This window comes from Citrobacter sp. wls711 (assembly GCF_005281055.1).
GTDB classification, from domain to species: Bacteria; Pseudomonadota; Gammaproteobacteria; order Enterobacterales; family Enterobacteriaceae; genus Citrobacter; species Citrobacter gillenii.
The window spans coordinates 124,756-144,878 of sequence record NZ_SZXC01000007.1 but is presented as its reverse complement, the minus strand read 5'-3'; the positions used below and the strand labels follow the sequence as shown (position 1 = coordinate 144,878).

Below are 20,123 nucleotides of genomic sequence, written 5' to 3'. Positions count from 1 at the left end.
TTACTTTGTACGCCCGAGAGGCACCACCAGTGGTGTTCCGGCCACCGGATCGTCAATAATCATGCAGCGCAGTCCGTAGATCTTTTCGATAAGCTGCGGCGTAACAATTTCCTTCGGTGCACCCTCGGCAATAATCTTCCCTTCACGAAGCGCGATTAAATGCGTGGCATAACGGCAGGCCTGGTTCAGATCGTGCAGCACGGCGGCCAGCGTATAGCCCTTCTCGCGGTTTAACTCGCTGAGCAGTTCCAGCAGATCAATTTGATGACTGATATCCAGCCAGGTAGTCGGCTCGTCAAGCAGCATGATCGACGTTTCCTGCGCCAGCACCATGGCGATCCACGCTCGCTGGCGCTGTCCGCCGGAAAGCGTATCTACGCTTTGTGCTGCCAGGTGGGTGATCCCGGTAGCTTTCATGGCGTTCATCACCGCGTCTTCATCTTCTTTACGCCAGCGGGTGAACAGCGGCTGATGCGGATAACGGCCTCTGGCGACAAGCTCTTGCACGGTAATATCGCCTGGCGTAGTGGCGTTTTGCGCCAGCAGGCCAATGCGGCGCGCCACCTCTTTACTGGCGTAATGTTGAATATGTTCGCCATCCAGCCACACCTTGCCGTGCGCCGGCGTCATCAGACGGCTCAATGTGCGCAGCAGCGTTGATTTCCCGCAGCCGTTGGGGCCAATAATGGCGGTGAAGTGGCCGTCGGGGATCGACACGTCGAGGTTTTCTGCCACGGTAAATTTGCCATACCCCAGCGTTAACTGGTCGCCACGCAAACGGGCTACTGATTCGGTCATTTTTTGCGGGACTCCTGAATTAACAAGACGATAAGATAAATACCGCCGAGGCTTACGGTGACAACGCCGACCGGAAGCTGATAAGGCAAAAATAGCTGCTGGGCGCATAAATCGGCCATCAGCAGTAACAGTGCGCCGCACAGCGCTGACTGGGTTAATCCCCAGCGTGCAGTGCCGCTAAGGCGACGGGCAATATGCGGTGCGACAAGGGCAATAAACGAGATAGGCCCCGCCAGCGCGGTGGCGGCGGCGGTCAGTACTACCGCCACCAGCATCATCATTAAACGCGATCGTTCGACGCTGACGCCCAGCGCACAGGCGCTGTCATCACCCATTTCCAGCAAGCGCAGGCGGCGCACCAGCAGCGTGGCGCACACCAGCATCAGAATAATCAGCGGCGCGGATGGCCAGGTTTTCGCCCAGGTCAGACCGTTGAGCGATCCGGCGTTCCACAGTCCGGCCGTCAGCGCGGTTTCTAAGGAGGCTTTCAGCAGCAGCCAGGTGTTAAACGCCACCAGCATGGCGCGAATGCCGATGCCGATGATAATCAGGCGGAACGTTTCTATACCGTTGCGCCAGGCCAGCGCCCAGACGACCAGCGAGGTCAGGACCCCGCCGAGCATGGCCGCCAGCGCAATGGCGGTAAGATGCTGGCCAAACAGCACCATCGCCACCAGCACGCCGCTCCAGGCGCCGGTATTGAAGCCCATCACGTCCGGGCTACCCAGCGGGTTACGCATCAGTGACTGGAATATTGCGCCACTGACGCCCAGCGCCGCGCCAATCAGCAGCGCCATCAGCACGCGCGGTAAACGCCATTCCGTCACCACCAGCGTAATGTTGCGCGGTGCATCGCCCAGCAGGGCGGCAATGATCTGCTGCGTTTCCAGCGTCACAACGCCGCTACGCAGGCTCCATAATCCGACGGCGATACAGCCCACAACCAGCAGCAGGCAACTGATCATCAGTCGACGAGAAAGGTGCATCATGCGCCACCTCCACGCTGTTTACGGCGGACCAGAAAAATAAGCACCGGCGCGCCGATAAACGCACTGACCACCGATACGCGCAGCTCACCGGGCACAATCAGGCGACCGATAATATCGGCAATTAACAGCAGGGAAGGCGTTGCCAGTAAGGTGACAGGCAGCGACCAGCGGTGATCGGCTCCCACCAGCCAGCGCGCCATATGCGGCATCATCAGGCCGATAAAGGCGATAGGGCCGACAATCGCGGTCGCGCTTCCGCACAGGACGGTGATTACCAGCAGACCGATAAACTGCGTACGGGCGACTTTACTGCCCAGCGCGGTGGCGGTATCCGTGCCCAGGCTCAGACTGTTCAGACCACGGCTGAGGAACAGGGCTACGGCTCCGGCGATCAGTACCGGGATCAGGACCACTTTCAGGGTTTGCAGACTGCGAATGTCCAGCGAACCGGCCTGCCAGAAACGCAGTTGATCGTAGACGTCAGGGTTGAGCAGGGCGATGCCGCTGGATAATCCCTCCAGTACTGCCCCCAGCGCCACGCCAGCCAGCGTCAGGCGAACCGGGCTGAGCTGACCCCCCCCCTGGCTGCCGGTAAAGGCGACAATCAGCGACGCGGCTAGCGCCCCGGAAAAGGCCATCAGCAGTTGCTCTTGCGGGGAGGAGAAACCGAACAGCGAGGCCCCCAGCACAATGGCGAAGCTGGCACCAGAATTGACGCCAAGAATACCGGGGTCGGCCAGCGGATTCCGGGTCAGCGTTTGCATCAAGGCACCCGCCAGTCCCAGCGCGCCGCCTGCGAGCAATCCTGCCAGCGTACGCGGGAGTCGCGCGTCCAGCACAATGGTGCAATCAGCGCTATGACAACTGCCGGTGAGCGCATCCAGCACCACGGAGGCAGGGAGCGACCTGGCGCCAATAACCAGACTTAATACCGTGGTGACAACAAGTAATAACAACAGTCCGGGCACGGCAAAGGCGCGTGTCGCGGAAACAGAGCATGACATATCAACTATCCTTGATAATGATAGTAATTATCGTTATCGATCTTATTTAGGTATGTTAGCATGTGCAGCCATTGAATGGATATTGAAAAAGTACCTGGTAAGGCTCTGTAATGAATCGACAATCCTGGCTGCTCAATCTCAGCCTGCTAAAGACCCACCCTGCATTTCGCGCCGTTTTCCTTGCCCGTTTTATTTCCATCGTCTCTCTGGGACTACTCGGCGTGGCGGTGCCGGTACAGATCCAGATGATGACCCAGTCGACCTGGCAGGTTGGTTTGTCGGTAACGCTCACCGGCAGCGCGATGTTTATTGGCTTGATGATCGGCGGCGTGCTGGCCGACCGCTATGAGCGTAAAAAAGTGATCCTGCTGGCGCGTGGCACCTGCGGCATTGGCTTTATTGGTCTGTGTCTGAACGCGCTGCTCCCGGAACCCTCGCTGCTGGCAATTTATATCCTCGGTTTATGGGACGGCTTTTTTGCTTCATTGGGCGTTACGGCGCTGCTGGCGGCAACACCGGCGCTGGTTGGGCGTGAAAACCTGATGCAGGCGGGGGCCATCACCATGCTGACGGTGCGCCTGGGATCGGTGATATCGCCGATGGTCGGTGGGGTACTGCTCGCCACCGGCGGCGTGGCCTGGAACTATGGTCTGGCGGCGGCAGGCACTTTTATTACCTTACTGCCGTTGTTGAGCCTTCCTGCATTACCGCCGCCGCCCCAGCCACGTGAACACCCATTGAAATCCCTGCTGGCAGCATTTCGTTTCCTGCTTGCCAGTCCGCTGATTGGCGGCATTGCGCTGTTGGGCGGCCTGCTGACCATGGCCAGCGCTGTGCGCGTACTTTACCCGGCGCTGGCGATGAGCTGGCAGATGTCGAGCGCCCAGATTGGTCTGCTGTATGCGGCGATCCCGCTGGGTGCCGCCATCGGCGCATTGACCAGTGGGCAACTGGCGCACAGCGTGCGTCCTGGTTTGATTATGCTGACGTCGACCGTGGCGTCCTTCCTCGCAATTGGTCTGTTTGGACTGATGCCGGTCTGGCAATTGGGCGTGGTCTGCCTGGCGCTGTTCGGCTGGCTGAGCGCGGTGAGTTCTCTGTTGCAGTACACCCTGTTACAGACGCAGACGCCGGAAGCGATGCTCGGGCGCATTAACGGTTTGTGGACCGCACAGAACGTCACCGGTGATGCCATCGGCGCTGCGCTGTTAGGCGGTTTGGGGGCGATGATGACGCCTGTCGCGTCGGCAAGCGTCAGTGGATTCGGCCTGGCAATCGTTGGACTGTTGCTGCTGTTGCTGTTGAGTGAGGTCCGTCGTTTTCGGCAGATGCCGGTGAATGCCGGATAAGGCGTAAACCTCACCGGCACTAAAGATTAAAACAGTGCGGAGAGGCGTTGCAGCAGCAGCGTGGCGCTGTAGTAATCCAGACGGAAGGTTTCAGTGCCCAGCGCGTAGATGCGTTTATTCTGCACGGCAGGCAGGTGTGCCAGCAGCGGGTTAGCGTAAATGGCGTCGGCATCTTTGCTGTCGCCCGCAAACAGGAACAGCGCCTCGCCGTTCAGTCCGGTTGCCAGATTCTCACCGCCAAGTTGCACAATGTCGTGACGTTTACCCTGACTCTGGCTGGTATGCAGTCCGGCAGGCAGCGGTGCCAGCGTGAAACCGAGCTGCTCCATCAGTTGGCCCTGTGCAGACTCTGGCGTCCACAGGTTGGCGCTGTGCGCGGCGGCGGTGTACACCAGCGCGCTGACCGGCTGTGGCGGCAGGGTAATGCGCTGCTTAACCGCCTGCAACTGCTTATCAAACTCGGCAATGCGCGCCGCCGCCTGTTGTTCATGCCCGGTGATCTCACCTAACTGCGTCAGCAGCGACTGCCAGCTTTTGTCGTCGTAATTAATAATAAGCGTGGGGGCAATGGTGGACAGCTGATCGTACAGGGCGAGGGCAGAATCACCGCCGGTGGCGCTGATCAGAATCAGGTCCGGCATTTGTGCGGCAACGGCCTCGGCGCTCGGTTCGCCAATATACAGACGGCTCAGCTTGCGGGCTTTTGCCACCTCGCTCCACTGGCGTAAAAAACCCTGTGCGTCGCCGATACGGTTATTCGGCGTGGTGGCCCCGCTGGCGATAATCGGCGCATCAATGGCCAGCAGCGATCCGGTCAGCGTCACGCTGGTGGAGACAATGCGCTGTGGCTTCTGTTCCAGCGTATGAGTCCCACGGCTGTCGGTGACCTGACGCGGCCAGTCAGCCGCATGGCTTAAAGAAATTCCTGAAAGAGACAGCCCAACCAATAAGAGCGCCGTTCGGTAAAACGCGGGGAGTCGCACGAATAAGTTTCCTGTTATCAATGTGGTTAATGCTTCTCATTTTCATTGTTAGTGGGCAGGGATGCAAGCCTAAGTCGCACATTGTGTGACGGCAAGAGTTGACATACCGGCGCTTTGCTTTTAGGTTAGCGACCGAAAATATAAATGATAATCATTATTAAAGCCTTTATCATTTTTGGAGGATGATATGGATACGTCACTGGCCGAGGAAATACCGCAGACTATGGCAACACTTGCTCCCGACAGTTTTTTCTTTATGTCGCCGTACCGTAGCTTTACGACGTCAGGATGCTTTGCCCGCTATGCGGAACCGGCAGTTGATGGGGATTCACTGGACAGCCCGTTCCAGCAAAAAATGCACGCCTTGTTTGCCGATGCCAAATCGCAGGGTATCGCTAATCCCATCATGGTTGGGGCCATCCCCTTTGATACCCGCCAGCCATCGTCGCTGTTTATCCCCCGGTCCTGGCAGAGCTTCTCCCGCACGGCGAAGCAACAATCGTCGCGCTACTTTACCGCGCATCAGTCGCTGAGCGTCGTGGAACGTAAAGCGATTCCCGAACAGGACGTATTTGAACACATGGTCGCCCAGGCGGCGGCCCGGACCGCCACCCCGGAAGTGGACAAAGTGGTGCTGTCGCGGCTGATCGATATCACTGCCGACGCCAACATTGACAGCGGTGCGCTGCTGGAGCGTCTGGTGGCGCAAAATCCGGCAAGTTACAACTTCCATGTGCCGATCGAAGATGGCGGCGTATTGATCGGCGCCAGTCCGGAGTTGCTGTTACGTAAAGACGGTGACCATTTCAGTTCATTGCCACTGGCGGGTTCGGCGCGGCGTCAGCCGGATGACGTGTTGGACAGAGAAGCCGGGATCCGCCTGCTGGCCTCTGAGAAAGACCGCCATGAACACGATCTCGTGACGCAGGCTATGAAAACGGTACTGCGCGATCGCAGCCGTGAACTGCAACTGCCGTCTTCTCCTCAACTGGTCACCACGCCCACGCTCTGGCATCTCGGTACGCCATTTGAAGGTCAAGCTAACGCGCAGGAAAACGCCCTGACGCTGGCCTGCCTGCTGCATCCGACGCCAGCGCTGAGCGGTTTTCCACATCACGTTGCGCAGAAACTGATTGCCGAGCTGGAGCCGTTCGATCGCGAACTGTTTGGCGGCATTGTCGGCTGGTGTGACGCACAGGGCAACGGCGAGTGGGTGGTGACGATCCGCTGCGCGAAGCTGTTGCGTAATCAGGTGCGTTTCTTCGCCGGTGCCGGCATTGTGCCTGCCTCTTCCCCGGTTGCCGAATGGCGTGAAACGGGTGCCAAGCTTTCGACCATGTTGAATGTTTTTGGACTGCATTAAGAGCCTTATTGACCAGACCTCTAAGGAGCGATAATGAGTATTCCTTTCACCCGTTGGCCGGAAGAATTTGCCCGCCGTTACCGTGAAAAAGGCTACTGGCAGGATCTGCCGCTGACCGACATTCTGACCCGTCATGCCGACAGTGACCATACGGCGGTGATTGATGGAGCGCGGCATCTGAGCTACCGCCAGCTTAACCAGGCAGCGGACAATCTTGCCAGCAGCCTGCGTCGTCAGGGCATTAAACCCGGTGAAACCGCGCTGGTGCAGTTGGGCAATGTGGCGGAGCTGTATATCACCTTCTTTGCGCTGCTCAAGCTGGGCGTGGCTCCGGTTTTTGGGTTGTACAGCCATCAACGCACTGAGCTCAACGCCTACGCGACGCAAATCAAACCGGTGTTGCTGATTGCTGACCGCGCACATGCGCTGTTTGCTGCGGATGATTTCCTGAACGCATTTGTGAGTGATCACAGCTCGCTACGCGTGGTGCTGCTGCTCAATGACGAGGGTGAACACAACCTGCAAAATGCGATAAGCCAGCCTGCTCACGATTTTACCGCCACGCCATCGCCTGCCGATGAAGTAGCGTATTTCCAACTTTCCGGTGGCACCACCGGGACGCCGAAGCTGATCCCGCGTACCCATAACGATTATTACTACAGCGTGCGGCGCAGCAACGAAATTTGCCATTTTACCGAAGAAACGCGCTATCTGTGTGCGATCCCGGCCGCGCATAACTACGCCATGAGCTCACCGGGCGCGCTGGGCGTGTTCCTCGCCGGTGGAACCGTGGTGCTGGCGACGGACCCGAGCGCCACACTGTGCTTCCCGCTGATTGAGAAGCATCAGGTTAACGTCACGGCGCTGGTTCCCCCGGCGGTAAGCCTGTGGCTGCAGGCGATTGCAGAATGGGGCAGTTATGCGCAACTGGCATCGCTGAAACTGTTGCAGGTCGGTGGGGCGAGGCTTTCTGCTTCGCTTGCCGCCCGTATTCCGGCAGAGATCGGCTGTCAGTTACAGCAGGTCTTCGGCATGGCGGAAGGGCTGGTGAACTACACCCGTCTGGACGACAGTCCTGAGCGAATCATCAATACCCAGGGACGCCCGATGTGCCCGGATGACGAGGTCTGGGTGGCCGATGCAGATGGTAATCCTTTGCCGCAGGGTGAGACCGGACGCCTGATGACACGCGGGCCGTATACCTTCCGCGGCTATTTCAACAGCCCTGAACACAACGCCAGCGCCTTTGATGCCAACGGGTTCTACTGCTCAGGCGACCTGATCGCCATCGATCATGATGGTTACATCACCGTACAAGGGCGCGAGAAGGATCAGATCAACCGGGGCGGGGAGAAGATCGCCGCCGAAGAGATAGAAAACCTGTTACTGCGCCACCCTGCGGTGGTTCATGCGGCGCTGGTCAGCGTGGACGATGAGTTGATGGGCGAGAAAAGCTGTGCCTGTCTGGTGGTGAAAGAACCGCTGCGCGCAGTTCAGGTGCGTCGTTTCCTGCGTGAGCAGGGCGTGGCGGAGTTCAAATTACCGGACCGCGTCGAGTGCGTGGCGTCGCTGCCGCTGACCCCGGTCGGGAAAGTGGATAAAAAACAATTACGTCAGTGGCTGGCATCACGTTCACTGGCCTGAAGGAGAAAAGAGATGGCAATTCCTAAACTGCAGGCTTATGCGCTGCCCACCGCGCTTGATGTTCCCGCCAATAAAGTTGACTGGGCGTTTGAACCCGAGCGTGCTGCGCTGCTGATCCACGACATGCAGGACTATTTTATCGGTTTTTGGGGCGATAACTGCCCGATGATGGAGCAGGTAGTGGCCAATATCGCCGCGCTGCGCCAGTACTGCAAAGCGCATAACATTCCGGTCTATTACACCGCCCAGCCGAAAGATCAAAGCGATGAAGACCGTGCCCTGTTGAACGATATGTGGGGACCGGGGCTGACGCGCTCGCCGGAACAGCAGAAGATTGTCGACGCGCTGGCCCCGGACGAAGCGGATACCCTCCTGGTGAAATGGCGCTACAGCGCGTTTCATCGCTCCCCGCTGGAACAGATGTTGAAAGAAACCGGGCGTAATCAGCTGATTATTACCGGTGTCTACGCGCATATTGGCTGTATGACCACCGCAACCGACGCGTTCATGCGCGACATTAAGCCGTTTATGGTGGCCGATGCGTTGGCTGACTTTAGCCGCGACGAACACCTGATGTCGCTGAAATATGTTGCCGGACGCTCAGGTCGGGTGGTGATGACGCAGGAACTCTTGCCAACGCCGGTGCCTGCCAGTAAAGAGGCGCTACGCAGCGTAATTTTGCCATTGCTGGATGAATCCGATGAGCCGCAGGATGACGAAAATCTGATCGACTACGGTCTGGATTCGGTACGTATGATGGCGCTGGCCGCCCGCTGGCGTAAAGTGCATGGCGATATCGACTTCGTGATGCTGGCAAAAAATCCGACCATTAACGCCTGGTGGAAACTGCTTTCCCGCGAGGTGAAGTAATGGTTGGGTTTGATTTCACAGGCAAAACCGTCTGGATCACTGGTGCAGGAAAAGGCATTGGTTACACCACGGCGCTGGCGTTTGTCGACGCGGGCGCGCGGGTGACCGGCTTTGATCTGGCGTTTGATGGTGAAGCCTATCCGTTTGCCACCGAGGTGATGAACGTGGCGGATGCCCGGCAGGTGGCGCAGGTGTGCGAGCGCTTGCTGGCGAATACCGAGCGGCTGGACGTGCTGGTCAACGCCGCCGGGATTTTACGTATGGGGCCAACCGACGCGCTGAGCGTTGAGGACTGGCAGCAGACTTTCGCCGTCAATGTGGGCGGCGCGTTCAATCTGTTTCAGCACACCATGGCGCAGTTTCGCCGCCAGCAGGGCGGGGCGATAGTCACCGTTGCATCGGATGCGGCACATACGCCACGCATCGGTATGAGCGCTTACGGCGCGTCAAAAGCCGCGCTGAAAAGCCTGGCATTGACCGTCGGTCTGGAACTGGCTACGAGTGGCGTGCGCTGTAATGTGGTTTCGCCGGGGTCTACCGACACCGATATGCAACGTACGTTGTGGGTCAGTGACGACGCCGAACAGCAGCGTATTCGCGGGTTTGGCGAGCAGTTTAAGCTTGGCATTCCGTTGGGTAAGATTGCTCGTCCGCAGGAAATCGCCAACACTGTCTTATTTCTCGCCTCCGATCTGGCCAGCCATATCACCTTGCAGGATATCGTGGTGGACGGCGGCTCGACGCTGGGAGCGTAATGATGATCTGGAAACGACACCTCACGCTCGATGAACTCAATGCCACCAGCCAGAACACGTTGGTGGCGCATTTAGGCGTGGTCTATACCCGGCTGGGCGATGACGCGTTGGAAGCTGAAATGCCGGTGGACCATCGTACCCATCAGCCGTTTGGTTTGCTGCACGGCGGCGCGTCGGCGGCACTGGCGGAAACGCTGGGATCGATGGCGGGTTACCTGATGACCCGTGACGGACAGTGCGTGGTCGGTACGGAACTCAATGCTACCCACCATCGTGCGGTATCGCAGGGAAAAGTACGCGGTGTCTGCCAACCGCTGCATCTTGGGCGACAGAGCCAAAGCTGGGAAATTGTGATTTTTGATGAGCAGGGACGGCGCTGCTGTACCTGTCGTTTAGGCACGGCGGTGATGGGGTGACATTGCCGACAACGTAAAATGAAATTGCAGGCTTAACAGGTAAATGGAGTGATCTAGTTAACAATGCAATGTAAATAGTCAGTAGAGTCTCGGGTTTATGTGGTTGTCAGGTTGTTAAATTCAGGAAAGGTGTTATAGAAACAAAATGTAACATCTTTCTGGATCACGCAAACGGACAACAACCATGAATAAATCAGGGAAATACCTTCTCTGGACATTGCTCTCCGTTATCGGAGCATTTGCCCTGGGATATATTGCGTTAAACCGTGGTGAACAGATCAACGCGCTGTGGATTGTGGTGGCGTCGGTCTGTGTTTATCTTATTGCCTACCGTTTTTATGGCCTGTACATTGCGAAAAATGTGCTGGCACTGGACCCGACGCGTATGACGCCAGCCGTGCGGCATAACGACGGTCTGGATTACGTTCCTACCGATAAAAAAGTGTTGTTTGGCCACCATTTTGCGGCGATTGCCGGAGCGGGTCCGTTAGTCGGACCGGTGCTGGCAGCGCAAATGGGCTATCTGCCGGGCATGATCTGGCTTTTGGCCGGGGTGGTGCTGGCGGGCGCGGTGCAGGACTTTATGGTGCTGTTTGTCTCCACCCGTCGCGATGGCCGTTCCCTGGGCGAACTGGTGAAAGAAGAGATGGGCCCAACGGCGGGCGTGATTGCGCTGGTGGCCTGTTTTATGATCATGGTGATTATACTCGCGGTGTTGGCGATGATCGTCGTGAAAGCGCTGACCCACAGCCCGTGGGGAACCTACACCGTAGCGTTTACCATCCCGCTGGCGATCTTTATGGGCATTTACCTGCGCTATCTGCGTCCGGGTCGCATTGGTGAGGTGTCGATTATCGGCCTGGTATTCCTGGTGTTTGCCATTATTTCCGGCGGCTGGGTGGCTGAAAGCCCAACCTGGGCACCGTACTTTGACTTTACCGGTGTACAGCTGACCTGGATGCTGGTGGGTTACGGCTTCGTGGCCGCCGTGCTGCCGGTGTGGCTGCTGCTGGCACCGCGTGACTACCTGTCTACCTTCCTGAAAATTGGTACCATTGTCGGCCTGGCGGTGGGCATTCTGATCATGCGTCCAACGCTGACCATGCCTGCGCTGACCAAATTCGTTGACGGTACCGGTCCGGTGTGGACGGGCAACCTGTTCCCATTCCTGTTTATTACCATTGCCTGCGGGGCAGTTTCTGGCTTCCATGCGCTGATTGCGTCCGGCACCACGCCGAAGATGCTGGCAAATGAAGGGCAGGCTTGTTTTATCGGCTACGGCGGGATGCTGATGGAGTCCTTTGTCGCCATCATGGCGCTGGTCTCTGCGTGTATCATCGATCCGGGCGTGTACTTTGCGATGAACAGCCCGATGGCGGTGCTGGCACCTGCAGGCACGGTGGATGTGGTCGCTTCTGCGGCGCAGGTGGTCAGTAGCTGGGGCTTTGCCATTACCCCGGATACCCTGCATCAAATCGCTAACGAAGTGGGCGAGCAATCCATTATTTCTCGTGCGGGCGGTGCGCCTACGCTGGCGGTAGGGATGGCGTACATTCTGCACGGTGCGCTGGGTGGCATGATGGATGTGTCGTTCTGGTATCACTTCGCTATTCTGTTCGAAGCCCTGTTTATTCTGACCGCGGTCGATGCCGGTACGCGTGCTGCACGCTTTATGTTGCAGGACCTGTTGGGCGTGGTGTCACCAGGCCTGAAGCGTACTGATTCACTGCCTGCGAACCTGTTGGCAACGGCGCTGTGCGTGCTGGCCTGGGGTTACTTCCTGCACCAGGGCGTGGTGGATCCATTAGGCGGTATCAACACCCTGTGGCCGCTGTTTGGTATCGCCAACCAGATGCTGGCTGGCATGGCGCTGATGCTGTGTGCGGTGGTACTGTTCAAGATGAAACGTCAGCGCTACGCATGGGTGGCGCTGGTGCCAACCGCCTGGCTGCTGATTTGTACTCTGACCGCCGGCTGGCAGAAAGCGTTTAGCCCGGATACCAAAATTGGCTTCCTGGCGATCGCCAACAAGTTCCAGGCGATGATCGACAGCGGTAACATTCCGGCGCAATACACCCAGTCGCAGCTTTCACAATTGGTGTTTAACAACCGTCTGGATGCTGGACTGACCATCTTCTTCATGGTGGTGGTGGTGGTTCTGGGTCTGTTCGCCATTAAAACGGCGAGGGCCGCGCTGAAAGAGGACAAACCGACGTCAAAAGAAACGCCGTACGAACCGATGCCAGAGAATGTCGAAGAGATCGTGGCGCAGGCGAAAGGCGCGCACTAATATTCTCATAACCCACAAGCCCTCTCCGCAGCGGGGAGGGCGTTTGTATGACAGGGAATGACTATGTTTGAAACACTCGCAAAAGCCGGGAAATATTTAGGTCAAACCGCCCGCCTGATGATTGGCGTGCCGGATTATGACAACTATGTTGAGCATATGCGCGTCACGCATCCAGAGCAGGCGCCGATGACCTACGAAGAATTCTTCCGTGAGCGTCAGGATGCGCGCTATGGGGGCAAAGGCGGGGCGAAGTGCTGTTGATTTTTTGCCGGATGGCGCTGGCGCTTATCCGGCCTACAACACCGCATTGCGTAGGCCTGATAAGGCGAAGCCGCCATCAGGCAACCCACTATCAGGTAACCCACATCGCACTCACACCGTAAACGACTCCACCTTCTCAAACGCCGCGCGCAGGGTTTCTGGCGTTAACGTGACCGGCAGTGCGTGAATGGATTCCACCGGGCGCAGCGTGTGCGCAATCACCTTATCGATCTCAGCACGGTTATTGATATCCACGTCTAACTGGGCCAACCGGGTGGGTAAATTGAAACGCTGGTAGGCTGAAGTGAGTTGAGCCAGTACATCGTCTTGCCCCAGCAGCGCACTCTGTACCAGGATGCCGTAGGCCACTTTGGTACCGTGTAAAAACGCCTCCGTCTGCGGGAGCACCGTCAGACCGTTATGCACTGAATGTGCCGCCGCCACGCGGGTGTAACGCTCGCCCAGACCGCCCACCATGCCGCCGCCGGCAATGATGGCATCCACCACATCACAAAACGCCTGACTCAGTTTCCCCTGCTTTTTATCAGCCAGCGCCTGCTCGCTGTATTGCAGCAGCACGTCGCGAATAGCCAGCGCGCCGTTAATCCCCAGGCGCACGGTCAGCGGCAACGTTTCGGGCTGCGGTGCCAGCACGACTGCTTCGTACCACTTCGCCAGCGTGTCGCCGATGCCCGCCAGTAAGTATTCCTCTGGTGCATTGAGGATTATCTGCGGCTCCACCAGCACCAGAAAGTTGGCGTCATCGAAAATGTCGAAGTGCAGCGCCTGACCGGCATCGTTGTACCACACGGAGAGCGGCGTCCAGGCCGCACAGGTCGCGGCAATGGTTGGGATCGCCACGAAAGGCAAACCGAGACGACGGGCCAGCGCTTTGGCGGTGTCGAGTAATGTGCCGCCGCCCACACCAATCACCACGCTGCGGTGATCACCGGCATCTTCTGCCAGTTGCTGAACGTCTGTTTCGCTGCAATGACCGGTAAACAGCAGGTGCTTTGCCCCGTCACAATTAAATGCGCCAGGCAGATAGGGACGGGCAGCGGCGATAGCACGCTCGCCATACACCCAGACGGCGCGCGACAGTATGTCGGCGGTGAAGAAATCATGCAGTCTGGACAGGCTGCCAGTATGGGAAAAGTAATTGGCCGGGCCGACGACGACGCGAATTTCGCTCTGACTCATGTTGTGTTGTCCTTTTGGCTGTCCTGTCCACGCAGGTTATTTTTATATAGACGTCTAAACGTCTTGATTGCCAAATACTAACATCGTGTTATAGTGGCTTCAACCACAACATCACACGTCAGGATAACAATAATGAGTAATAACTCGCTGATTGTGCAAAGCAAACTCCCCAATTTAGGCACTACCATATTCTCGCAAATGAGCGCCCTGGCACAGGAACATCAGGCGATTAACCTGTCGCAGGGATTCCCGGATTTTGACGGCCCGCACTATCTGCAAGAACGCCTGGCGTACCATGTAGCGCAAGGGGCGAACCAATATGCCCCCATGACGGGTGTGCAGCCGCTGCGTGAAGCTATCGCCGATAAAACCGCCGAGTTATATGGCTACAAACCGGATGCTGGCAGTGAGGTTACGGTGACGGCGGGAGCGACGGAAGCACTGTACTCGGCGATTACGGCCTTAGTGCGACCCGGCGATGAGGTGATTTGTTTTGACCCGAGCTATGACAGCTATGCGCCCGCGGTGGCGCTATCTGGCGGCGTGGTTAAACGTATCGCGCTGCAGCCGCCATCTTTTCGCGTGGACTGGCAGGCATTTACCGCGTTGTTGAGCGACAGGACCCGACTGGTGATCCTCAACACACCGCATAACCCCTCTGCCACCGTCTGGCAAAAAGCAGACTTTGATGCGCTGTGGCAGGCCATTAAAGCACGCGATATTTTTGTGGTAAGCGATGAAGTCTATGAACACATCTGCTTTGCCGCGCAAGGGCATGCCAGCGTGCTGGCACATCCGCAGCTGCGCGAGCGTGCGGTTGCGGTCTCATCATTCGGCAAAACCTACCATATGACCGGATGGAAGGTTGGGTATTGTGTGGCGCCAAAAAACATCAGCGTCGAATTACGTAAAGTACACCAGTATTTGACCTTCTCGGTAAATACGCCAGCGCAGTTGGCACTGGCGGATATGCTGCGGGCCGACCCAACGCATTACCGCGACCTGCCCGCGTTTTATCAGCGAAAACGTGATGTGCTGGTGAACGCGCTCCGTGACAGTCGTTTGGACATTTTGCCCTGCGAAGGGACGTATTTTTTGCTGATCGATTACAGTGCTGTCTCGGATCTCGATGATGTGGCGTTTTGCCAGTGGCTGACCAAAGAGGTGGGGGTAGCAGCGATCCCTCTGTCAGTTTTTTGCGCCGATCCTTTCCCACACAAGTTGATTCGCCTGTGTTTTGCCAAGCAGGAATCGACGCTGTTGGCGGCAGCAGAACGCCTGGCCGCGCTGTAATTACTTCACCGTCCAGGCTTTGGAGAATCGGCGGTCGGCGAACAATTCTTGCAGACCGTTGATTTGCTTGAGACGTAATACCTCATCACTGTCCATCCCGAGGTCTTTACCGATTTTTTCTTCACTCCAGCCGAGGAGTGATAATTCACGGACAATTTCAGACATGGCATGGATTTGATGCCGTCCGCGAGCACGGTTGTGACGAATCGTTGCCGCCATGCGTTCATGGCGTTCACGCTGCAAGCAGGTGATGGGTAAATAACCTTTTAGTCGGGATCTCAGCGAGGGTTTGCTTTTGCCTAATTCATGTCGATGAAAACCATCAATGATTTCATATTCTTCTTCCGTTGAGTGAACCACAACGATGGGTTGGGTAAATCCATCTGCCTCGATGGATTTCAGCAGCAGTCTTTTCTCCGGCGGTGCCACGTTATTAGGGTTGTAGTCGTTAGGCGTAATATGATTGCCTTCGACCCATAACACACAATCTACCGGCTCTTCGCGAAAAGGACTGACGCTGTGGATGGCTATTCTGAATTCATTTATGGCCTCAATTCGCTCTTTTTCGGGGAGTTCAGAAAGAAAACCGAGGAGCTCTTGTGTTAATCGTTGTTGCATAAAATCCCCCATTCCTGACGTTTTGTTTTCATGCGTTCGCTATAGCGTTGGTAGCTTTTTGACTTTGTTGGACTAAAAGAAAGCGCCCGACACCAGTAATCATTATTCAGCAGGACTTTGCAGATTCGTCGCCATGAGGGGATATCTTTGGACCCAATATCAGCGTCTTGATTTTGCGGGATATCGGTCATACCTTTTTTCTTATACCACTGAATATAGACGGCGATTTTGTTGCGATAGTGCTCAGCTGTCTGTTCTGGCATGCTGTTTAGTAGCAGCATGGCGTATTCTTGCCAGCTTAAATGTTCCGGTTTTAATATTTTCCGGTGTCCGTAAAAATGGTTGTCATGACCGGCATAAATACCCCCACTTTTAACGCCGCTCACGCGGGCGCACATGGCTGCCCATCGCTGCGGTTCAATAACGTGATAGAGCCAAAGGCCCTGGCGTTGTTCCGGGCCAAAGGGCTCGCAAATGCGCATGTATCGCGTCGGGACACCGGCCTGGTACATCAGGTTATACAAGGGGTTGCATGCCATATTGGTTTTAGCAAACCAGGTCCAGATATCGGCCGTTTTCCAATCATAGATGGGATAAATGTACCAGGTATGTCCCCCAGGCGCGGCGGTGGTCCAGGGTTTATCATCGCCAAATCGCTGTTTATGCGAATTGGCAATCGCGACAAAACGGTTATAGGACTCGTCGGCACGGATCCCGACCAGCATTGCGGCCGGCCGCTTTTCTGAAAACCAGTCAGCGAACTCGCGAACGAATTGTTCAAAGGTCATTCCGGTCCGATAGAAATGGAAGAACTCGGGATCGGTAATGGCATCTGCTGGCGGTTGGCGAACCCATTGCGTATTCGGCTCCCAGCACTGCCATTCCGGCTGAAATTGAGAGAGTGAATTTTGCGTGGTTAACGGCAAGGCGACCCAATAAAACCGTTCAATAACGTCGGAGTAATGTTCGCGCAATGCCTGCACATAGTCGATAGTGCAGGAAAACTGGGCCTCCCAGTCGATAAATAATACGTGAATTTTTTTATTCATCTGACGAGCCAGTGTGGCCGTCAGATGCAACATCACCCCTGAATCCTTGCCACCTGATAATGAAACACAAATGCGCGGTAGCGTTTCCAGCGTCCACGCGATGCGTTGCTGAGCGGCTTCAAGCACATCTTGACTTAGCGGTATTTTATAAATAGACATATTTAGGTTAGGCCAGATTTTTATTATTTATATGCATAATAGATGGTTGTAATAAGATATACCAGTTTACATGTAAGTGATCTTTAATTATTTACGCACGTGCTTATTTATTGTTTTTCATTCATATTGTGAATGTGTTTTGTTGCCATTAAATAATATCAAGTCATACGTTATCTGATGTTATCCTTTTTATATATTCGGCAAAGCTGCTGTTGTTAAGAGAAGCTCGATTATACATTAAAAAGAGTTCAGCAGATGGCAGTTTAATACCAATGTCGATCTCTTTTAGGTTGAAAATATGAGCATAGGACTCAAAAATTACCTTGGGGATGGCGCCAATAATATCTGTACTGGCAATGACGTTGATGATTGATACCAGAGAGTTGCTACTAAAACCTATATTGCGGTTGACCAAGATCTCGCTGATTTTTGACCGATGTTCTTTTATACCCTGTTCTTCAGATATAAAAAGCGTAAACTGTTCTTCCAGTATTTGCTTAAGTGTGCTTGAATTATTTACTCTAGGGTGATCACCACTGCAAACCAATATATTTTCAATGGTTTTGAACGGAGTACAGATTATGGAACGATTATGCACAGGTGCGATCGTGGCGACCAAATCGGCTTTCCGATAGGCTAATATACTTTCAGCCGTTTCTGCAGTCATTAATATATCATGATGTTCAATTTCGATATCAGAGTCTTCTCTGAGGAGATGAATCAGTTCTTTTATATTTAAGCTGGTTGCAAGTTGTGGACTATAAATAACAAACTTCTTTTTCAGGCTGGAACTATGCATGATGTTTATCGTTTGTTCCAGATTATTTAAATTCTGCTCAAGATGATGGTGCAGATTAACCCCGGTTACGGTTGGGGTGATCCCCTTACCAGAACGAATAAAAAGAGGGTCATTAAACTGGGTGCGTAATCGCTGCAATGACTGACTTACGGCTGAGGGAGTGATATACAGTGTTTCGGCAGCCTTACTGATACTCAAATGTTGATAAATGCACTCAAAAATAACCAATAGGTTGAGATCGAATTTTTTAAGGTCATAGAGGTTAGCCATATGTATATTCTCATTGTTATTTTATGTGGAAATATTTCATTTTTATATATTTGAATTGCAAATTATTTCTTTTAAGAATCTTTTATACGCTTAATGAATAGTTAACTTAAACTAAAGTATCACAGTCAGTATTAATTTGACGAGTAGAAAATGCATCATGAGTGATTGAAATGAGAACGATAACAATCACTCATAATATTAGTTTTAGTTATTACCCATTATCATGTCCAGTTTTTCCTTATCTGGCAGCCCGACGGCCTGTTGTAATGTGTTGTCTTTGTTCATGTAGTAGATTGCCGGCGTGACGTTAGCGCCCAAGTCATCCATCAATTTTTGGTTGATATTCAATACCTTCAGCTGCTCGGAAGGGGGCGTCTCTGGCATTTTCAGCGTGAGTTTACCGCCAGAGGCCTCATAGTCATGCCATGTTTTAGCCGGATCTTTGCTGGCCAGAATTGCTGCGGCGGTTGCCGGACTCTCGGGCTTGATTACGCCGACCAACAATGTCCGGAGTTGTACTTTTCCTGAATCAACCCATGGACGTGCCTGTTGCCAAAATTGTTTGCAATACGGGCAGAAGGGATCGGCGAAAACATAGACAATTATCGGCGCGTCTTTTTTTCCGTCCAGAATCCACGACGCTTTTTCCATGCGCTGCCACATTTCACGGCCTGCAGGTGCATAGATTTCTTTTTCTATCAATGTATTACTGAGGTTTTCGCCTTTTTCATTATACATGTAGCCGGAAATGGCGTGTTTCCCGTCAGGCGTGACATAGATAGTCACTCCCATATCCTGGTATTTTCCCAGGTAACCTTTCATTCCCGCTGGCGCGTCAAACGGCTTGAGGATGGTAATGCCCTGTTTTTCGATGGCTTTTACCGGGGCAGGGAGTTCTTCGGCGTGCACGACGGCAGGGAGCAAAGCGAAGAGTAATGTACGTTTAAACATTGATTTTCCTTATAAAATCAAAAGGAAAGGGGGCTGAATTGCAAAACCTATCACAGCCATAGGTAAGACCGACGGTCTGTCGATTGCCCTTTCTTGAGTGGGGTGATGTAATCCCAATCGCTGTTACAACCTTTGTTAAGGTAATGTAGAGCGCAACACTTAGCCAGTCCGCTGGCACTGAAGTTATCTGCGGGTAACTCGGGTAATGGGCTCCCTGCAAAGGGGGCCTTTTTACTTTTTGCTACGGTTTCACAACATTTTGTTGAGTCGGTTGTTAGTTAACGCTTATTGATTTGATAAAGGAAACGCATTAGCCCTGATGAAAGATTTTCGTTAACTTATCCCTCAACGAAAACACGGAGGAAGTACAGATGTCTTTGATTAATACCAAAATTAAACCTTTCAAAAACCAGGCGTTCAAAAACGGTGAGTTCATCGAAGTTACCGAGAAAGATATCGAAGGTCGTTGGAGTGTTTTCTTCTTCTACCCGGCTGATTTTACGTTCGTATGCCCGACTGAACTCGGCGACGTGGCAGACCATTACGAAGAACTGCAGAAGCTGGGCGTAGACGTTTACTCTGTCTCTACCGATACCCACTTTACGCATAAAGCCTGGCACAGCAGCTCTGACACCATCGCCAAAATCAAATACGCGATGATCGGTGACCCGACTGGCTCCCTGACCCGTAACTTCGACAACATGCGTGAAGATGAAGGTCTGGCTGACCGCGCAACGTTCGTTGTTGACCCGCAGGGTATCATCCAGGCGATCGAAGTTACCGCTGAAGGTATCGGCCGCGATGCGTCTGACCTGCTGCGTAAAATTAAAGCCGCGCAGTATGTCGCTTCTCACCCTGGCGAAGTGTGCCCGGCGAAGTGGAAAGAGGGTGAAGCTACATTAGCGCCATCCCTGGACCTGGTCGGTAAAATCTAAATTTCCGTCGTCTTTCACGTCATAGCCGTGTTGGCGTCACCTGCTTACCCCGGTCACTTACTTCTGTAAGCTCCCGGGGATTATCAGGCTAGCCGCCTTGCTCTGACGCGAAATACTTAGGAAATGA

General features: G+C 54.5%; 19 protein-coding genes. 10 read left to right on the top strand and 9 right to left on the bottom strand.

Annotated elements, in window-relative coordinates:
* The 3 genes from fepC to fepD are packed head-to-tail and all read right to left on the bottom strand — an operon-like array spanning position 1 to position 2,791.
* On the bottom strand, positions 1 to 798 hold the full coding sequence (gene fepC, locus FDW98_RS02665; RefSeq protein WP_096757937.1) for an iron-enterobactin ABC transporter ATP-binding protein: 798 nt from the start codon (positions 796 to 798) through the stop codon (positions 1 to 3).
* On the bottom strand, positions 795 to 1,787 hold the full coding sequence (gene fepG / locus FDW98_RS02660; protein ID WP_161959009.1) for an iron-enterobactin ABC transporter permease: 993 nt from the start codon (positions 1,785 to 1,787) through the stop codon (positions 795 to 797). Before fepG ends, fepC begins: the two co-directional genes overlap by 4 nt.
* Positions 1,784 to 2,791: a Fe(3+)-siderophore ABC transporter permease gene (fepD, locus tag FDW98_RS02655; protein ID WP_096757936.1), complete on the bottom strand. Its 1,008-nt coding sequence runs from the start codon at positions 2,789 to 2,791 to the stop codon at positions 1,784 to 1,786. Before fepD ends, fepG begins: the two co-directional genes overlap by 4 nt.
* Before the next feature lie 110 nt (positions 2,792 to 2,901).
* Between fepD and entS the strand changes: the two genes are divergently transcribed.
* Positions 2,902 to 4,140: an enterobactin transporter EntS gene (gene entS / locus FDW98_RS02650; protein WP_096757935.1), complete on the top strand. Its 1,239-nt coding sequence runs from the start codon at positions 2,902 to 2,904 to the stop codon at positions 4,138 to 4,140.
* Between the two features lie 26 nt (positions 4,141 to 4,166).
* Here entS and fepB read toward each other — a convergent pair whose 3' ends face one another.
* A complete protein-coding gene (gene fepB / locus FDW98_RS02645; RefSeq protein WP_096757934.1) occupies positions 4,167 to 5,123 on the bottom strand; it encodes a Fe2+-enterobactin ABC transporter substrate-binding protein in 957 nt (318 codons plus the stop codon).
* A 187-nt stretch (positions 5,124 to 5,310) separates the two neighbouring features.
* Here fepB and entC point away from each other — a divergent pair, with 187 nt between their 5' ends.
* The 7 genes from entC to FDW98_RS02610 all read left to right on the top strand — a co-directional run bounded on the left by entC (position 5,311) and on the right by FDW98_RS02610 (position 12,722).
* The gene (entC, locus tag FDW98_RS02640; RefSeq protein WP_096757933.1) at positions 5,311 to 6,486 is read left to right on the top strand and encodes an isochorismate synthase EntC; all 1,176 of its coding nucleotides are present in this window, start codon (positions 5,311 to 5,313) and stop codon (positions 6,484 to 6,486) included.
* A gap of 33 nt (positions 6,487 to 6,519) precedes the next feature.
* Positions 6,520 to 8,130, top strand: a complete 1,611-nt coding sequence (gene entE, locus FDW98_RS02635; RefSeq protein ID WP_096757932.1) for a (2,3-dihydroxybenzoyl)adenylate synthase EntE — start codon at positions 6,520 to 6,522, stop codon at positions 8,128 to 8,130.
* A gap of 12 nt (positions 8,131 to 8,142) precedes the next feature.
* On the top strand, positions 8,143 to 9,000 hold the full coding sequence (locus FDW98_RS02630; RefSeq protein ID WP_096757931.1) for an isochorismatase: 858 nt from the start codon (positions 8,143 to 8,145) through the stop codon (positions 8,998 to 9,000).
* Entirely contained in the window at positions 9,000 to 9,755 is a 756-nt protein-coding gene (gene entA / locus FDW98_RS02625) for a 2,3-dihydro-2,3-dihydroxybenzoate dehydrogenase EntA (protein ID WP_096757930.1), read from the top strand. Before FDW98_RS02630 ends, entA begins: the two co-directional genes overlap by 1 nt.
* Before the next feature lie 2 nt (positions 9,756 to 9,757).
* Positions 9,758 to 10,171 (top strand): proofreading thioesterase EntH, encoded by a 414-nt coding sequence (entH, locus tag FDW98_RS02620; protein ID WP_096759451.1) that lies wholly within the window; start codon positions 9,758 to 9,760, stop codon positions 10,169 to 10,171.
* 184 nt (positions 10,172 to 10,355) lie between these two features.
* Complete coding sequence (gene cstA / locus FDW98_RS02615) at positions 10,356 to 12,461, top strand: pyruvate/proton symporter CstA (protein WP_096757929.1); 2,106 nt, start codon at positions 10,356 to 10,358, stop codon at positions 12,459 to 12,461.
* Between the two features lie 63 nt (positions 12,462 to 12,524).
* A complete protein-coding gene (locus FDW98_RS02610) occupies positions 12,525 to 12,722 on the top strand; it encodes a YbdD/YjiX family protein (RefSeq protein ID WP_096757928.1) in 198 nt (65 codons plus the stop codon).
* Between the two features lie 111 nt (positions 12,723 to 12,833).
* On the opposite strand, the gene FDW98_RS02605 is transcribed toward FDW98_RS02610, so the two are convergent.
* Positions 12,834 to 13,922, bottom strand: a complete 1,089-nt coding sequence (locus FDW98_RS02605) for an oxidoreductase (protein WP_096757926.1) — start codon at positions 13,920 to 13,922, stop codon at positions 12,834 to 12,836.
* A gap of 132 nt (positions 13,923 to 14,054) precedes the next feature.
* Here FDW98_RS02605 and FDW98_RS02600 point away from each other — a divergent pair, with 132 nt between their 5' ends.
* Positions 14,055 to 15,215, top strand: a complete 1,161-nt coding sequence (locus tag FDW98_RS02600; protein ID WP_096757925.1) for a pyridoxal phosphate-dependent aminotransferase — start codon at positions 14,055 to 14,057, stop codon at positions 15,213 to 15,215.
* Here FDW98_RS02600 and FDW98_RS02595 read toward each other — a convergent pair whose 3' ends face one another.
* The 4 genes from FDW98_RS02595 to dsbG all read right to left on the bottom strand — a co-directional run bounded on the left by FDW98_RS02595 (position 15,216) and on the right by dsbG (position 19,061).
* Complete coding sequence (locus FDW98_RS02595; protein ID WP_096757924.1) at positions 15,216 to 15,833, bottom strand: ParB/RepB/Spo0J family partition protein; 618 nt, start codon at positions 15,831 to 15,833, stop codon at positions 15,216 to 15,218.
* Positions 15,818 to 17,041: a phosphoadenosine phosphosulfate reductase gene (locus tag FDW98_RS02590; protein ID WP_096757923.1), complete on the bottom strand. Its 1,224-nt coding sequence runs from the start codon at positions 17,039 to 17,041 to the stop codon at positions 15,818 to 15,820. The genes FDW98_RS02595 and FDW98_RS02590 overlap by 16 nt, the downstream gene beginning before the upstream one ends.
* 163 nt (positions 17,042 to 17,204) lie before the next feature.
* Positions 17,205 to 18,110: a LysR family transcriptional regulator gene (locus tag FDW98_RS02585; protein WP_096757922.1), complete on the bottom strand. Its 906-nt coding sequence runs from the start codon at positions 18,108 to 18,110 to the stop codon at positions 17,205 to 17,207.
* Positions 18,111 to 18,314: 204 nt separating this feature from the next.
* Complete coding sequence (gene dsbG, locus FDW98_RS02580) at positions 18,315 to 19,061, bottom strand: thiol:disulfide interchange protein DsbG (protein ID WP_096757921.1); 747 nt, start codon at positions 19,059 to 19,061, stop codon at positions 18,315 to 18,317.
* A gap of 371 nt (positions 19,062 to 19,432) precedes the next feature.
* On the opposite strand from dsbG, the gene ahpC reads away from it, so the two are divergent.
* On the top strand, positions 19,433 to 19,996 hold the full coding sequence (gene ahpC / locus FDW98_RS02575) for an alkyl hydroperoxide reductase subunit C (RefSeq protein ID WP_096757920.1): 564 nt from the start codon (positions 19,433 to 19,435) through the stop codon (positions 19,994 to 19,996).
* Positions 19,997 to 20,123: the final 127 nt, after the last annotated feature.

Excerpts from the sequence above, each read along its gene's own strand:
- entC (WP_096757933.1), top strand. The coding sequence starts at position 5,311 with ATGGATACGTCACTGGCCGAGGAAATACCGCAGACTATGGCAACACTT.
- FDW98_RS02610 (WP_096757928.1), top strand. The coding sequence starts at position 12,525 with ATGTTTGAAACACTCGCAAAAGCCGGGAAATATTTAGGTCAAACCGCC.
- FDW98_RS02600 (WP_096757925.1), top strand. The coding sequence starts at position 14,055 with ATGAGTAATAACTCGCTGATTGTGCAAAGCAAACTCCCCAATTTAGGC.
- entE (WP_096757932.1), top strand. The coding sequence starts at position 6,520 with ATGAGTATTCCTTTCACCCGTTGGCCGGAAGAATTTGCCCGCCGTTAC.
- FDW98_RS02590 (WP_096757923.1), bottom strand. The coding sequence starts at position 17,041 with ATGTCTATTTATAAAATACCGCTAAGTCAAGATGTGCTTGAAGCCGCT.
- dsbG (WP_096757921.1), bottom strand. The coding sequence starts at position 19,061 with ATGTTTAAACGTACATTACTCTTCGCTTTGCTCCCTGCCGTCGTGCAC.
- fepD (WP_096757936.1), bottom strand. The coding sequence starts at position 2,791 with ATGTCATGCTCTGTTTCCGCGACACGCGCCTTTGCCGTGCCCGGACTG.
- entA (WP_096757930.1), top strand. The coding sequence starts at position 9,000 with ATGGTTGGGTTTGATTTCACAGGCAAAACCGTCTGGATCACTGGTGCA.
- ahpC (WP_096757920.1), top strand. The coding sequence starts at position 19,433 with ATGTCTTTGATTAATACCAAAATTAAACCTTTCAAAAACCAGGCGTTC.
- FDW98_RS02585 (WP_096757922.1), bottom strand. The coding sequence starts at position 18,110 with ATGGCTAACCTCTATGACCTTAAAAAATTCGATCTCAACCTATTGGTT.
- fepC (WP_096757937.1), bottom strand. The coding sequence starts at position 798 with ATGACCGAATCAGTAGCCCGTTTGCGTGGCGACCAGTTAACGCTGGGG.
- FDW98_RS02595 (WP_096757924.1), bottom strand. The coding sequence starts at position 15,833 with ATGCAACAACGATTAACACAAGAGCTCCTCGGTTTTCTTTCTGAACTC.
- fepG (WP_161959009.1), bottom strand. The coding sequence starts at position 1,787 with ATGATGCACCTTTCTCGTCGACTGATGATCAGTTGCCTGCTGCTGGTT.
- entS (WP_096757935.1), top strand. The coding sequence starts at position 2,902 with ATGAATCGACAATCCTGGCTGCTCAATCTCAGCCTGCTAAAGACCCAC.
- FDW98_RS02630 (WP_096757931.1), top strand. The coding sequence starts at position 8,143 with ATGGCAATTCCTAAACTGCAGGCTTATGCGCTGCCCACCGCGCTTGAT.
- FDW98_RS02605 (WP_096757926.1), bottom strand. The coding sequence starts at position 13,922 with ATGAGTCAGAGCGAAATTCGCGTCGTCGTCGGCCCGGCCAATTACTTT.
- entH (WP_096759451.1), top strand. The coding sequence starts at position 9,758 with ATGATCTGGAAACGACACCTCACGCTCGATGAACTCAATGCCACCAGC.
- cstA (WP_096757929.1), top strand. The coding sequence starts at position 10,356 with ATGAATAAATCAGGGAAATACCTTCTCTGGACATTGCTCTCCGTTATC.